The following is a 14,607-nucleotide window of genomic DNA, read 5'->3' on the forward strand; positions in this document are numbered from 1 at the left end:
CTGTTCGAAGTCCGCAGCTGTTCGAAGTCTCTGACTTCGAACCACTATGCTTGTAGTCTCCAGACTATAGGATATCTTCAATAGTTTTTATACAGCTATGGGTTGAGCGATGGCTCACTTGTACTTTACACTACACCCCGTAATAAATCATATTGAACAAAGCATGAGCCAGCGGCACACCAGTTACCCCAAGGGCTTTTCTATAATATATTAAACTAAGCCTGTGTTGTAAAACCCGCCGAAGCCTTCAGCTTATCCCAGCTAAAACTTATAACCCCGCCGTTAGCACCGGCAGTAACTATTTCAAATGTCAACAACTCTGCTGGCCGATTTAAGGTTTGCATTTGCATCGGGATCTTTAAAAAATCATAATCTGCGTTATGCTCTGTTCCCCAAATGTTGGCTTGCTTGTTAAATATCAACGTAAAACCGGTTGGAGTAGGAATGGTAAATATGGAGTAGGCACCGGTGGGGAGTTCTTTCCCGCTGAAGTAAAGTGGCTTGTTTAAATAAATTTTTGTAGCGGCATCCGCCCCTGTTCGCCAAATGCGGTTCCATGGCACAACTTCGCCAAAAATTACCCTGCCCCGTACCGACGGACGGGAATATTCAATTTTAATATCGACCCCGTTAATAGTTGCTTTTACCGAATCGAGCTTGTTGATAATAGCCAGCCGCGAATGCTGGCGCTGATGGTTAACGTTTGCAGCTATTACAGAATCAATATTTAAATACGCACCCGCCTTACCTTTAATATTAAACGACGTGCCAATGCCATCTACCGCTTGTATACCGCCATTTTTATCCAAAAGTATAGTAAACATGCCCATTACAGCACTGCCCAGCTGCAGTTTTTGGCTGTCCGTTTTCTTGATCATAAACTTCCTGGCACTGTTAAACGCAATATGACTGCTCAACACACTGTCGCCTATCTTTTTGGGCGCAAAATGGGCCAGCAACGCGGGCATAAAAACAAGCACATCGCCGCCGAATGCATTGGTTTCCATAATTTTGACAGGATATTTACGTATGCTGCTCCGGGTTGGGCTTTTTGTTTCAATAAAAGTAGTATCCCTGGCGTAAGTTAAAGTGTACGCGTATATCAATGAATCCTGGCCCTTTGCCGGGTCATAATTAAATCCCTGCAGTCGCATGAGCTGGCCATCGGAAAAAAAAATTCCTTTTAGTTTACTTACATTCACACCCGGGCTCATGGAAACTATCGTCAGTGCAAACTCGTTTCCGTTTAGGTCAAAATTGCCCGTTGCGGTGGTATCCGGACCCAGGGTATAAGTTAAACTTCCTTTAAACCGGTGTGGCTGCTGTGCACTTGCTAAAATGCACAGATGAAGCAATAGGCCCCCGAAAAATATTTTTATACGCATAAATTGTTTGGTCGAAATTAATGTTAATATAGAATTTTAATTATAATTTGTGCCCTAATAAACCGGCCGGCAATTAAAACTTCATTATTTTTATAGCAGCATACTACAGCAACCGGGCCTTTAAAAAGAACGATTCTTTGATTGCATGAAAAACAGCTACCTAAAATTTATCCTGATTTTTTTTACGCTCCATGCGGCTACAACGCTTTATGCCCAAAAGCCCGATATCTATTTCGACCATTTTGATGTAAAAAAAGGTTTGCCCGAAGGACAAGCCAGGGTGATATTGGAAGATAACCTGGGCTATATTTGGATTGGCACACAAAACGGGCTGGTACGTTATGATGGTTACCGCTCGAAAATTTATTACCTCGGATCGGCCAAGCTAAATAAAGACCCGGTAACCAATATCGAAAGTATGGTTATTGATAAAAATAACACCATCTGGGCAACGGCTATTAATAACGGCCTGTTCAGGTATAACAGGTATTCAGATACTTTTGAACAGTTTGTTTTACCACCAGATAAATCCATTTTCAACCTGGTAATTGCTGTCGCCGACGATCATGATAACATCTGGGGCCGCGCGTTTACATACGATGGCCGGTCGATGGTGGTTAAATATGCTGTTAAAGAAAACAAATTTGAGTTTTTTGGTGATAAGGAAAAGGGAATACATTATTTAAATGCCTACTATTCTTCGCAGATCCTGAAAACTGCGTCGGGAGATGTTTGGTTTGCTACCACTAATGGTTTTTACCGGTATAATGGCCCCAATAAGCCATTAAAAGGCTTCATGACACAAACGGATACCGCAAAGCAACGCGGTGCCAACCCCATTTACGAGGCGCCGTCGCAGCCCGGAATTTTGTGGATGAATACCTTTCATGGGCATAACATTGATTTACGCCTGTCGCGTTTTGATATGCGCAATAACTCCCTGAAAGAATATGTACCGTCTAAACTGCCGGATAGCCTGCCAAATGCCTATATAAACGCCATTAAAGAAGATAAGCAACAGCAGCTATGGATTGCTACCGAGCAGGGCTTAATTAAGCTTGACAGAAAAACCGGCAAGTTTAGCAGTTATGTACCGGGCGACGACACAAAAACACAAAGCGCAAATAACCTTGTGTCTTTTTATGAAACCAGGAACGGTAATTTCTGGATCTCGTCGCAGGTTGGCATGCTATATTTTGACACTAACACAAAACAGTTTAAAAGATATGCGGCCAGCAGTACCAACCCCGGTGCGTTGGCTTCCAATTACTCGGTATCGGCACTGGTTGATCATACAGGTGTATTATGGGTTGGTTTCAGATCGGCAGGGGCCGACAGGCTTAACTATGCCAGGAGCGCTTTCAAAGTATATAAATATGACCCCGCCAGGCCAAACCAATATCCCGAAAATTTAAGTGTATCGCCGGGAACTAATGAGTTTAGCTGGGCAACCGGCGAGCATGGTATTTATAAATGGGACCACAAAAAAGATGAGTTTATAAAGCTTTATTCGCCCGATGCCGGCGGCAGCTTTAATCATATGGCCAAAGCCGGCAAGGACGGCTTGTTATATGCCGGCTCGACCAACGGTTTAACGATTATTGATACCAAAACAGGCAAACACGAAACGTATGGGCATAATCCCGCCGATACAAACTCCCTGGCCGATAACCAAATAACGGCCACTTACCAGGATCATACCGGGCTTATATGGATAGGTAACAGCTATAATGGTGGTATAAGTTCGTTTGATCCTAAAACAAAAAAATTTAAGCATTACCCGCACCGCAAAAGTCAGTCGTACGCAATGGGTAACAACGATGGCAAGCTTGATGACGACCATGTGCTCTCGATATTTGAGGATAGCAAAGGTGTATTGTGGGTGGGTACCAATAATGGCGGGTTAAACAGATTTGACCGTAAAACTCAAAAATTCACCTCGTATTTTAATGCCGGCAACCGGAAGATTTATTGTGTGGATGATATTTTTGAAGATAAAGCCGGGCGGCTTTGGGTTGCTACTTATTTAACAGGCCTTTTTGTATTTGACAGGGATAAAGGTACCTGGACAAAGCATTTTGATGAAAGCTCGGGATTGTTATTTAACTCCGAAGTGGGTATAAATGAAGATGATAAAGGCCGTATCTGGATGTTATCAGAAAGAGGCCTTTCGCGCATCGACCCCAAAAATTGGAGCATCAGAAACTTTGATATCAGCAATGTACTGGCCAATAACGATGCAAGCAGGGGCTTATCTATTTTAACCAGGCTACCGGGCGGCCGTTTTGGTTTCATGCTGCGTAATGGCTATGCGGTTTTTAATCCGAACGATTTGGACGATAGCCCCTACCCGCCAATGGTACACCTGGAAAGCATTACTTATAACGATCCGCTTGCCGACGAAAAAATGGCAACCCAGGTGGTGTGTTACGGGCGTAAAACAATTAAGCTGGCTTATAACGAAAACAGGGTACAGTTTAACTATGTGGCCCTGCAGTACGATGATCCAACTAAAAACACCTATGCTTACAAGCTGGATGGTTATGATAAGCAATGGATTTATGCCGGCACCCAACGCAGCGTTACTTACACCAATTTGCCCGCCGGCAGTTATACCTTTCATGTAAAAGCCGCTAATAGCGATGGCGTATGGAATAATACGGGCGACAGTATCGGGATTGTTATTTCGCCGCCGTGGTGGTCAACCTGGTGGGCCTGGGGGCTTTATAGTGTGGTGTTGGTGCTTGCAGGTTATAGTTATATCAACTATCGCCAAAAGCATTTAAAAGAAGAGAACCGCTTACTGGAAGAAAAAATAAATGAACGAACCCACGAATTGAGCCAGGCCAACAAGGCATTAGGCGAACAGAGCGAAGAGATAATAGCCCAGCGCGATCAGCTGGCCGATACCGTGACCGAGTTAAAAACCACCCAGCAGCAGCTTATCCAGTCGGAAAAGCTTGCTTCACTGGGCGAACTTACTGCCGGAATAGCCCATGAAATTCAAAACCCGCTCAACTTTGTAAATAATTTCAGCGAGGTAAGCATTGAACTATCGGCCGAAATGAGAGAGGAACTTGCAGCCGGAAATACAGATGATGCTGCAGAGCTTGCCAGTGATATTGAACAAAACCTGCAAAAAATACTACATCATGGCAAGCGTGCTGATGCTATTGTAAAAAACATGCTGCAACACTCGCGTAATAACTCGGGCGATAAACAGCTTACAGATATTAATGCCCTTGCTGATGAATACCTGCGTTTAGCATACCATGGTTTGCGCGCCAAGGATAAATCATTTAACGCAACCCTGGTAACCGATTTTGATAAAAATCTGCCTAAAATAACCATTATTCCGCAGGATATCGGACGCGTGCTGCTTAACATCATCAACAATGCTTTTTACGCGCTGCAGCAAAAGCAAAAGAAGGCAGACGCAAATTATAAGCCAACACTCGAGTTAATTACCATGAAAAAAAATGGTGCTGTTGTTATCATCGTAAAAGATAATGGTATAGGCATCCCCGAGCAGGTGAAGGGCAAAATTATGCAGCCGTTTTTTACTACAAAGCCAACAGGCGAAGGTACCGGCCTGGGCTTATCATTAAGTTATGATATCGTTGTAAAAGGGCATGGTGGTAAAATTGATATACAAACGCAGGAAGGGGAATTTACGGAATTTATAATTGCGCTGCCCGCGACCAACCTTTAAGCGGCGAATGAAATAGCTAAAATTTTTTTTGCCCATGGTTCAACTTCTGCGTAGCGTGGGTTTTACATGCTTTTATCAAGTCGCCGGGCTCTGATAAATATCTTACTGTTCCATCCCTGCCTTCAACCATGCCACGTTTGGGTTTTAGTTGACTTATTCCTCATATTTCAGTGCCGCCCTTACTTACAGCTTTTAAACAGCGCTTACACCGGGTTCCGTTTTATACGGCAGTACAATCATTTTATGCCAAAATTGTTTCGCCTATTCGGAAATAAATCAACCCATAAATAAATTATAATTTAATTTATTTAATTAGAACAATAGTGTAAGATAGTGCGTTATTCCATTACATTTTGTAAAAAACCACACATCTTTTAAATCAACACACTATGTTTCATCACGTTAAAGACCTACAGTTTAATGCCAGGGTATCGCGCCCTGACCCACGCTTTGCCAACCTGCTATTGGAGCAATTTGGAGGCGAAAACGGCGAACTGGCCGCAGCCATGCAGTATTTTACCCAGGCATTTGGCGCCAAGGCTGCGCATCCGGATAAATACGATATGCTGATGGATATTGCCACAGAGGAGTTTAGCCACCTGGAAATTGTTGGCGCTACTATCCAGATGCTATTAAAAGGCGTAAACGGCGATTTAAAAAACGCTGCAGACAGCTCGGAGATTATGCAGGTAATGGATGGTAAAGCAGCAAAAGAGAACATCATACACCAGGCACTTACCGCTAACCCCCAATTTGTTATAATTACGGGTGGTGGTGTTACACCGCGTAACAGCCAGGGCATACCGTGGTGCGCATCATACGTAAACTCCAACGGCGACCTGACGGTTGACCTGCGAACTAATTTAGCATCAGAATCGCGGGCTAAATTGGTGTATGAGCACCTCATGAAATTTACCGACGACCCTTACATTCACGAAACGCTGTCATTTTTAATGACCAGGGAAGTTACCCATTACAAAATGTTTGAGGCGGCTTTAAACAGCATTCCAGACAATTTCCCTCCGGGCGTTTTGGCAGCCGATCCGCGTTTTTTACAAAATACCTATAACCTATCGGCAGGTACGGTTCGCGGCCCCTGGAATGAAGGCGAAATGCCTGGCTTAGGCAAAGATTTTGCCTACGTAGCCGACCCTATTACCCAGGCAAGGGACACAAAAGGAAACACCGAATTGCCCAATCCGATGAAAAAAGAATTACAGGCAACCGAAAAACTAAATAAAGAGATGAGCGCCCTGAAAAGCGGTGAGGAAAAAAAGGCCGAGCCGGCGGGCGTAGCCCAATGGAGCACCTATGCAGACCCTCGGGATTAGTATATTTTAATAAAGCAGGCTGGGTATCGGCCTGCTTTATTATTAACACCAGGCAAGGTATTTATGAGTTACGGGCTTAAATAACATGTGGTAACCAACGTTAAGAATGCCTAACCCGATTTATACAGCTATCATGAACATACAGGTAACGTAAAATGGAAGATAGAGCCTTGCTCTTCACTACTCTCCACCCAAATTTTGCCGCCATGATCTGTAATTATTTTAGACGTAATATATAGCCCCATCCCTAAACCTGCATGGGTTTTGGTTACATCTTCGGCGCGATAAAACTTATCAAATATTGATTTCATCGTCAAAGGCGACATACCTATCCCATGATCTTTAACAGATATCGTTATAAGCCCGTCGGAATTAACACCTGAGCTAATCTCGACGGTGGTATTATTGTGCGAATATTTGGCAGCGTTGCTTAATAAGTTCGAAAAAACCTGTTCCATCCTTAGCGCATCTATTATTACATCAACATCCTGGCCCAAAGTTGAGTTAATGATATGGCCGGGCATAATGTTTTGCATAACAGACAATTGGTCGGTTATAAAATCATTTAACTTCATTTGCTGCATGTTATATTGCAGGTTACCGTTTTCGATACGCGAAATGTCAAGCAACTGCTGCACCAGCGAGTTAAGTTTAGTGGCTTGCAAATCTATTTTGTATAACAAGCCCTGCAAACGATCAGATACCGGCTCTTTAACAGCTTTGGCCATTTGGGTATAAGCCTTAAGCACCGTTAATGGTGTTTTAAGCTCGTGGCTGGCAATGGATATAAATTCTGTTTTCTTTTCGTCAACCAACCTTGAGCGCCTGATCTCTTCTTCCTGTTCGCCTGTTAATTTATGCAAATCAAGGTTTCGCCTTTTAATTTCCTCATATGGGTTCAAAGGTTGTTCATCGTGAAAAAACTTTTTCAGCTGGCTTATCTTCAACGCATCGAGTTTTAAAGAACGTGGCAGGCCAAGCTTCATATCAATGGTGTAAACGCCGTTTTTGGCATCAATATCAAACTCGGGTACCAGTTTTTGCGCGTAATAAAATCCTTCGTTATTGCTGGTAAGCTGCGCTTCGCTGTTAAAAACAACTTTTGCTTTCAGGGCATAACGGGTTTTGTTCTGCTCCACGCCAATGGTAAGGCTGCCGTTATCTGTGTACTCAATAACTGTTCGGGCTACCTCTGATACCGCGGTGGCAAAAGTGGTTTGTGTAGCAACTGTTAACCCCAGCTTTTCGGCCACCCTCATTGATCGCTTGTGGGCCAACACCAGGTCCATCTCGTTTTCCAGCGATATGATCACCACTTCAGTCATCCTATTTTATTTTTGCTATTATAACCGACATGTCGTCGTTCTTTCGTGCATGATCCTTATAAATAGCTGCCGCTAAAACCGATAGGTCATATCTAAATATCTGTGGATATTTATTCATGTCAATCCGGGTTTTTATTCCGTCAGAACAAAGCATCACCTGGTTAAATTCCTCGGCCAGGTATTGCTGGTCGTTCATAGTGTTTGGGATATTGTGCCCCACTATACCGTTGTATGACATATGATTTTTAAAATTCACCGGCCCAAACAGGCGTGCCGCTATATTGCCTATACCAGCGGACGACCATTTTCTATCTGCATAATTGAACCCAACTACATTGATAACCGCGCCCCTTGTTTTTTTTATAGCACTATGTATAAAGCGCAGCGTTTCGGTAGGGCTGTAATCCGGAAATATTTTAAATGCGGCGGCGGCTTCATTTATGGCTTTATTGGCCTCCGGGCCGTGGCCCAAACCATCTGCCAGCATTATTTTTAAATACTTATCGTTCTTTTTAAACACAAACCCGTCGCCGCTTGTTTTTTCGCCTGGTTTAGATACAACAATCGGCCGTATGGTAATTTCGTCGGCTGTTTTTATTTTTTCAGGGTCGTTGTATACGCGGCTAAGCACTATTGTTCCCCAGCCCGGCTGCGAGTAAAGCTCAAACGTGTCTGAAAGTCTTTTCATACTCCCTAAGCCATGGCCCAAAGTGTTGGTGGTAGACACGCCATCAACCATCATCCGGGCGGGATTGGCCATACCAGGGCCATTATCTATACTGATGAGCTCCACGTACGGCGATCCTCCGTTGGGAAAAGCGCCTACCAGAATCTCGCCGCCATCGCTGTACTTAAAAAGATTTGACGTCATTTCGGCAACAATCAAATCCAGTTCATTTATCCTTACCGCGTTAATACCCGCTTCGGCAGCTATTCTGTGGATCTCTTTTTTTATTAGCGAAAAGTAACTTCGGTCATCTGCCGCGAAGCTAATATGTGTGGCATCAACCATTGGCCCATTTTATTATAGTTACCGTTGTGCCTTCGCCAACCTTGCTTTTAATATCAAACTCGTTAACCAATCGTTTAGTACCCGGTAAACCAAGGCCAAGGCTTTTCCCTGTCGAAAAACCATCGCGCATGGCTGCTGCAATATCAGGTATACCGGGGCCTTTATCAGAAAACACCAGCCTTATGCCGTTATTCCGTCCGCTTGATACTACCTCAATCTGGCAAACCCCGCCATTAGCATAGCGCATCATATTACGCACCAGTTCGCTTGCGGCGGTAAGCAGGCGGGTTTGGTTAACCAAACCCATTTTTATTTTTACAGCTACCTCCTTTACCCGGTTTTTTAAAAAAACAACGTCCTGTTCTTTTAAAACCTGTACGGTATCCTTACTCAGTGATAATATCATCGTCGTTCGAATCTTGATCTACATCTTCATCATCTATATCAATCATCGATTTTAGCAGGTTCATGCCGCGTTCCATATCCAAAGCGGTATGTACGCCTTTTAGCGGCAGGCCTAATTCAATTAGTGTGATAGCCACAGCAGGCTGCATGCCAACAACAACGGTTTCGGCATCCAGAATTTTTGACATACTTGCAATGTTGCCAATAATACGCCCCATAAATGAATCTACTATGGTAACTGCCGATATATCTATCAAAACCCCTTTGGCATTTGTTTTATTTACCATTTGCACCAGGTCGGCTTCCAGGTTAAGGGCAAGCCGGTCATATAAATCTACCTGTATGGTAACCAACAAGAATTTGCCTAACCGCAGAATAGGGATCTTATCCATTATAAAACAAAATTAAAATTTAGATACTACGCTTGATTTTCTTACTTCAAGCTTCATCAGCTTAAATGAATAAGATAAGGCACTGGCAAGTGTAGCTTTGGTGATAATATTAGAAAGATCTATACCAAGGTGCACAACAGTTTGCGCAATCTCGGGGCGGATACCGCTTATAATACATTCGGCACCCATTAAGCGGGTAGCGCTCACTGTTTTTATCAGGTGCTGTGCAACCAGCGAATCAACCGCCGGCACACCCGAAATATCTAAAATGGCTATGCTTGAACCTGTCTCTACAATTTCCTGCAATAGGTTTTCCATTACAATTTGCGTACGGGCACTATCTAAGGTACCAATAATGGGTAAGGCAAGAATACCGTCCCAAACACGGATAACCGGTGTGGAGATTTCGGAAATTTCATCAGTTTGCCTTAAAATTACCTCTTCGCGGCCTTTTATAAAAGTTTCAAAAGTTACAACGCTCAGGCTGTCCATCAAGCGGTTCACCTTCATGCTTTCGGAAAACAGCAGCTTAGCGTCATCATTTATCTCCTCCTGTAAAACCTCTAACAAGGCTTCTTTTAAAGAGAAAACAAAATTCCCCGTTTCGCGCGGACTAAAGCCCTGGCGTGCGCGGGTGATAGCAATGCCCCCCAAAATTTCGATAACCGGACTCCATTCATCAGAATTAAGGTCGGTAAAGTTTTCGTTCGAAAGATTACTAACTAAAGCGTCAACTAACTCTTCAGACTGGCTTCTCAGTTCATCGTTACTGATCAGGTCTTCCCGCAAGCCTTCATCAGCCAGTTGGTTTTTCATCCAGAGTTCAAGGATGTTTTTTTTCTTTTTTTGTAGCAATTGATGGGTTTTAAATGACATGGATGAAGATACAGGCTAAGTACTAAATTAAACCATACTATTCAAACTTGGCAAAGTTGAATTAAAGAGGAAAGGTAAAGAACCATTTTCAAATTAGGAAATATATTTAATTATTATCTATGGCAATAAATTAAAATTACAGATACAATTTAAAAACATTTAAACACTGATTGATGTTGGTGAAACAATCTTCTTTTAAATCTTTTAAGCGATAAATCAACTTGAAAAATAAAAAACGAATAGCCATTATTGGCGGTGGCCCAAGCGGGCTTTTTATGTTTAAAAGATTGGTAGAAACCGGCAATATAGATATTGATGTAACCATATTTGAGCGCAAAAAGAAATTAGGCGCGGGCATGCCCTACAGTGCCGAAGGCGCTAATGACGAGCACATCACCAACGTATCCGGAAATGAAATTCCACCGTTGGTCACCTCATTAAATGACTGGGTTAAAACCGTTCCGAAAGATACCCTGGATAAATACCACATGGACGCCGGGCGTTTTAACGAATACAAAGTACTGCCACGCCTGTTATTTGGCCAATATTTAACCGCACAGTTTGATCTGCTTCAAAAAAGGGCTAAGGAAATTGGTATTGAATACGCCGTTCATTATAACAGCAACGTAACCGACATTATTGACCAGCCCGAAAAAGGTACAATTTTGGTAGAGGCAAATGAGCAGGACCAATTTGAATTTGACCATGTTGTTATTTGTACCGGGCATAACTGGCCCCGTAAACATGAGGGCAAAGTTCCCAATTATTTTGATTCGCCCTACCCCCCTGCAAAGCTGGGCTTACAGCTTAACCACGCCGTAGCCATTAAGGGCTCATCACTCACCGCGGTAGATGCAATCAGGACGCTGGCCCGCCATAACGGAATTTTTGATAAAGACCAAAGCGGCAAATTGCATTACAAAGTATTGGACCAAAGCGCTGGTTTTAAAATGGTGCTGCACACGCGCAATGGCATGTTGCCCGCAGTTCGTTTTCACCTCGAAGACTCGCACCTGGCAAATGACAGCCTGCTAAGCAAAGATGAAATCAAGGCGCACATTAAAGCCAATAACGGTTTTTTATCCTTAGATTATATCTTCGAGCGGGATTTCAAACAGCCCATCCAAGTAAAACAGCCGGAGTTTTACCAACAAATTAAACACATGCGGCTGGAAGAATTTGTAGCCGCAATGATGGAACTGCGCGAACGCCTTGATCCGTTCCAGCTGTTAAAAGCCGAGTATGCCGAAGCAGAAAAATCAATAAAACGGAAAGAATCTGTTTACTGGAAAGAGATGCTGGGCGTACTAAGCTTTGCACTAAATTATCCCGCTAAACATCTTTCGGCCGAAGATATGCAGAGGCTTCAAAATTCCTTAAGCCCGCTTATATCAATCGTGATAGCCTATATCCCCCAAAGTTCAAGCGAAGAATTGTTGGCGCTACACCAGGCCGGGGTATTGGAACTGATTCCCGTTGGCGATGACAGCAAAGTAGAGCCTCAGGAGCAAGGGGGCGCTATTTACCACTATACCGATGAAACAGGCGTTCAGCAAGCCGTGCACTTTAACACTTATGTTGATTGCGTAGGCCAGCCGCACCTGGCGTTTAAAGATTTCCCTTTTAAAAGTTTGTTGAACAATCGTACCGTGAGCCCCGCTAAACTTAAATTCAGCAGCGCCGGAGAAGGGCTTAAAGCCTTAAACGAAGGTAAACCTGTAACCCAGGACAGTAATGGCGATTATTACCTTACGGTTGCCGGCATTGCCATCAATGATGGATTCCAGGTGGTAGATGCCTACGGAGCTTATAACGAGCGGATATACATGATGGCGGTGCCATACATCGGCGGATATAACCCGGATTATTCGGGGTTGGATTTTAGTGAGGAGGCTTCTGGTACCATTATTGAACGGTTAATGGCATGAAGCTTTATTTATTATTGTTAGGAGCCGAAGCCCCCGGAAGGGTAGTTGAACAGCATGATTATTTTTTTGGCATTGCCGAAAGCCTGGCAGCGCTGGTACCCGATGTGAAAGCCTTTTGGCCCGAAGCCGGCGGCAGCCTGCACATTGACGGCTGGCGCGAGGTAACCAGGGTAGATGATTATTCCGTGAGCATCGTCAGCGCCGATGATGCAATTCCGGCATCCACCCATAAATTATTCTTTTTAAACCTTGGCGGTTATACCTCCGGAAAACTGGAAGAACAACACTATACCGTACTCACCGTTCAGCCCGACCGGCTAAAAGCGGTTCAGGCGGCGAAGAAAAGTTTGTTCTTTAAAACAAACTCGTTAAAAGGTATTGCTACCGCGCACATCGACGAAAAATATGGTGTTGATGTCGATAGCGTACACCAAATTGATGACCTGATACCACCCGCCATAAAAGCGCAATACAGGATATTATTTGGCGACGGCACCGGTTTACCTGAAGACGAGATCCATTTAGGTTATTTTAAACTTGATAAGATCAAATGAGCCGCGAACACAAATTACTTACCTGGGTAAAACAGAAGCACCAGGGACAGCTCATAAAACGCACGGCAGAGCCTTATATTAACCATTTGACAGCAGTTGCCCAAATGGCAGGAGTAGCTCCTCTTGGTTATGAAACAGCTTTAAGCCTGCGATAAGCTAAAGCCCCACAGTCTTTTTTAAACTTTCCCTGTCCAAAGCCGCCATCCTGGTAATTTTTGACTTGTTTACTTTACCGTTTACATCAATAACCACATAAGTTGGAAATCCCCCCTCTGCATTAAACGCGGTTTTTAGCCTGGATATAATTTTATCATTCACGTAAATATGGGTACCCGGCTGTTGCATATCTCCTATCCTGTTTTTCCATATGTCGATACTTGAACTACTGTTGGTACACAGATAGATATACTCAATGGGCAGGTCTTTATTTTTTTGGTGCACACTTTTGCTGAAAGGCATGTCGGCTATGCAGGGGGCACACCAGGTTGCCCAAAAATCAATAATAAGCGCTTTGTTGGGGAATTTTGCCTTTAAATTTAATATAAAGCTATCGATGTTTGCTAAAGTATCTAACTGGTATAAGCTGGCATCAAAAGGCAACCGCATTAAGGGGGTACCGATATCCGCCTTTTCTAACTTTGTTGATAATGCTAAAACACTGTCTATTCTCTTTTGGTTAGCATCAACCTTAATCATTTCGTCTGCAGCGATTTTTTTGCACCATGCTGTTTTGATACTGCTGGTGATTATGGGGTAACTGCGGGCATAGTTATCTTTCTCCGACTCTAAAAGGAATAGCTTTAATAGATCTGATCGCTGCTGCGTATATAAGCTATCATACATCATCAAAGTGCCGTTAAGCGCCGATTCTTTTTTAAAGCGCTTTTTGGCCATAGTATAAACGCCCAGGTACTTGTAAAACATCACACCATCGTTACTTGTAAACATGGGCCGGTGCGCGTTTATCTGCTTAATAAGCTGGCCGGGCATAGTGTCATTCCAATAGGCTATGCAAATTTCCCCGTAAAACTCCGATAAGGTTTCATTGTTAACAGCCCATCCATATTTAGGATAGCTGGTTATAAATTCGCTGTCTATATTTTTCAATAACTTTAAAACAGAATCGGTTTTAAAAGCGAAGGCATCTGCCGTATATTTTTTTCTTGAATTACATACGGCCCGAACATCATTAACCAAACTCTCCCTTTCTTTCTTTTTAAACAACACCTTTTTGTTCATTACGGTGTTCAATTCCCCGTCGTAACCAGAATAGGTAACACCCTCGCCTATCATATAAGCGCCGTCTTTAGGTACTTTCTGCGCGTTTATTGTAACCGTAAGCCCTTTATCCACATATATGCCTGTATACAGGTAATTGCATGCATCTAACCATATTTGCTGGTAAGGTAAATTCTCATCAAGAATTATGTTTGCCTGGCCGGCTGAATCTGTTTCTGTATATTTAGTAGCCTGTATACTGCCGCCAAGTTGTACAAGGGTATATTTAATATTTACTTTTTTAACACTATCGGGCAGGTTTTTTATTTGTACGGTTAATGTTGCGGGTTTTCTGTTGGTGAGATAAGTGTCCATTTTTTTATCCTCGATGGCAAACGGAGGCGAATTTTGGGCACTTAAGTAGCTGCTGCAGCAAATTAATGCTGCCAGTAATAGATTTTTCATGATA

At 43.2% G+C, this 14,607-nt stretch carries 12 protein-coding genes; 5 read left to right on the forward strand and 7 right to left on the reverse strand.

All coding sequences use genetic code 11. The annotated features are described in order from the left end of the window. Nucleotides 1–215: 215 nt before the first annotated feature. The gene (locus tag FSB76_RS03470; protein ID WP_147052207.1) at nucleotides 216–1,385 is read right to left on the reverse strand and encodes a DUF2911 domain-containing protein; all 1,170 of its coding nucleotides are present in this window, start codon (nucleotides 1,383–1,385) and stop codon (nucleotides 216–218) included. Nucleotides 1,386–1,530: 145 nt separating this feature from the next. Here FSB76_RS03470 and FSB76_RS03475 point away from each other — a divergent pair, with 145 nt between their 5' ends. Both FSB76_RS03475 and FSB76_RS03480 read left to right on the forward strand, forming a co-directional pair. Beyond that, complete coding sequence (locus tag FSB76_RS03475; RefSeq protein WP_147052208.1) at nucleotides 1,531–5,097, forward strand: sensor histidine kinase; 3,567 nt, start codon at nucleotides 1,531–1,533, stop codon at nucleotides 5,095–5,097. Nucleotides 5,098–5,486: 389 nt separating this feature from the next. After that, nucleotides 5,487–6,428, forward strand: coding sequence for a manganese catalase family protein (locus tag FSB76_RS03480; protein WP_147052209.1), 942 nt, complete (start codon nucleotides 5,487–5,489; stop codon nucleotides 6,426–6,428). 131 nt (nucleotides 6,429–6,559) lie between these two features. Here the strand turns inward: FSB76_RS03480 and FSB76_RS03485 are convergent, their stop codons facing one another. Genes FSB76_RS03485 through FSB76_RS03505 form a run of 5 tightly spaced genes read right to left on the reverse strand, consistent with a single transcriptional unit; the run spans nucleotide 6,560 to nucleotide 10,438 of the window. Then, the gene (locus tag FSB76_RS03485; protein ID WP_147052210.1) at nucleotides 6,560–7,753 is read right to left on the reverse strand and encodes an ATP-binding protein; all 1,194 of its coding nucleotides are present in this window, start codon (nucleotides 7,751–7,753) and stop codon (nucleotides 6,560–6,562) included. 1 nt (nucleotide 7,754) lies between these two features. Beyond that, a complete protein-coding gene (locus FSB76_RS03490; protein ID WP_147052211.1) occupies nucleotides 7,755–8,765 on the reverse strand; it encodes an ATP-binding SpoIIE family protein phosphatase in 1,011 nt (336 codons plus the stop codon). Beyond that, entirely contained in the window at nucleotides 8,758–9,171 is a 414-nt protein-coding gene (locus tag FSB76_RS03495; protein ID WP_147052212.1) for an anti-sigma regulatory factor, read from the reverse strand. The genes FSB76_RS03490 and FSB76_RS03495 overlap by 8 nt, the downstream gene beginning before the upstream one ends. Continuing rightward, complete coding sequence (locus tag FSB76_RS03500) at nucleotides 9,152–9,562, reverse strand: STAS domain-containing protein (protein WP_147052213.1); 411 nt, start codon at nucleotides 9,560–9,562, stop codon at nucleotides 9,152–9,154. Before FSB76_RS03500 ends, FSB76_RS03495 begins: the two co-directional genes overlap by 20 nt. Nucleotides 9,563–9,574: 12 nt before the next feature. Further along, nucleotides 9,575–10,438 (reverse strand): STAS domain-containing protein, encoded by an 864-nt coding sequence (locus FSB76_RS03505; protein WP_147052214.1) that lies wholly within the window; start codon nucleotides 10,436–10,438, stop codon nucleotides 9,575–9,577. Between the two features lie 221 nt (nucleotides 10,439–10,659). On the opposite strand from FSB76_RS03505, the gene FSB76_RS03510 reads away from it, so the two are divergent. The 3 genes from FSB76_RS03510 to FSB76_RS32045 are packed head-to-tail and all read left to right on the forward strand — an operon-like array spanning nucleotide 10,660 to nucleotide 13,075. Next, nucleotides 10,660–12,366 (forward strand): FAD/NAD(P)-binding protein, encoded by a 1,707-nt coding sequence (locus FSB76_RS03510; RefSeq protein ID WP_147052215.1) that lies wholly within the window; start codon nucleotides 10,660–10,662, stop codon nucleotides 12,364–12,366. Further along, complete coding sequence (locus FSB76_RS03515; RefSeq protein WP_147052216.1) at nucleotides 12,363–12,920, forward strand: DUF1543 domain-containing protein; 558 nt, start codon at nucleotides 12,363–12,365, stop codon at nucleotides 12,918–12,920. Before FSB76_RS03510 ends, FSB76_RS03515 begins: the two co-directional genes overlap by 4 nt. Then, entirely contained in the window at nucleotides 12,917–13,075 is a 159-nt protein-coding gene (locus tag FSB76_RS32045) for a hypothetical protein (protein WP_158642831.1), read from the forward strand. The genes FSB76_RS03515 and FSB76_RS32045 overlap by 4 nt, the downstream gene beginning before the upstream one ends. Before the next feature lies 1 nt (nucleotide 13,076). Here FSB76_RS32045 and FSB76_RS03520 read toward each other — a convergent pair whose 3' ends face one another. Continuing rightward, nucleotides 13,077–14,603 carry a TlpA family protein disulfide reductase gene (locus FSB76_RS03520; protein ID WP_147052217.1) on the reverse strand — a complete coding sequence of 509 codons (1,527 nt, stop codon included), beginning with the start codon at nucleotides 14,601–14,603 and terminating at the stop codon, nucleotides 13,077–13,079. Nucleotides 14,604–14,607 lie beyond the last annotated feature (4 nt).

The sequence above is a fragment of the Mucilaginibacter ginsenosidivorax genome (assembly GCF_007971525.1).
GTDB lineage: Bacteria > Bacteroidota > Bacteroidia > Sphingobacteriales > Sphingobacteriaceae > Mucilaginibacter > Mucilaginibacter ginsenosidivorax.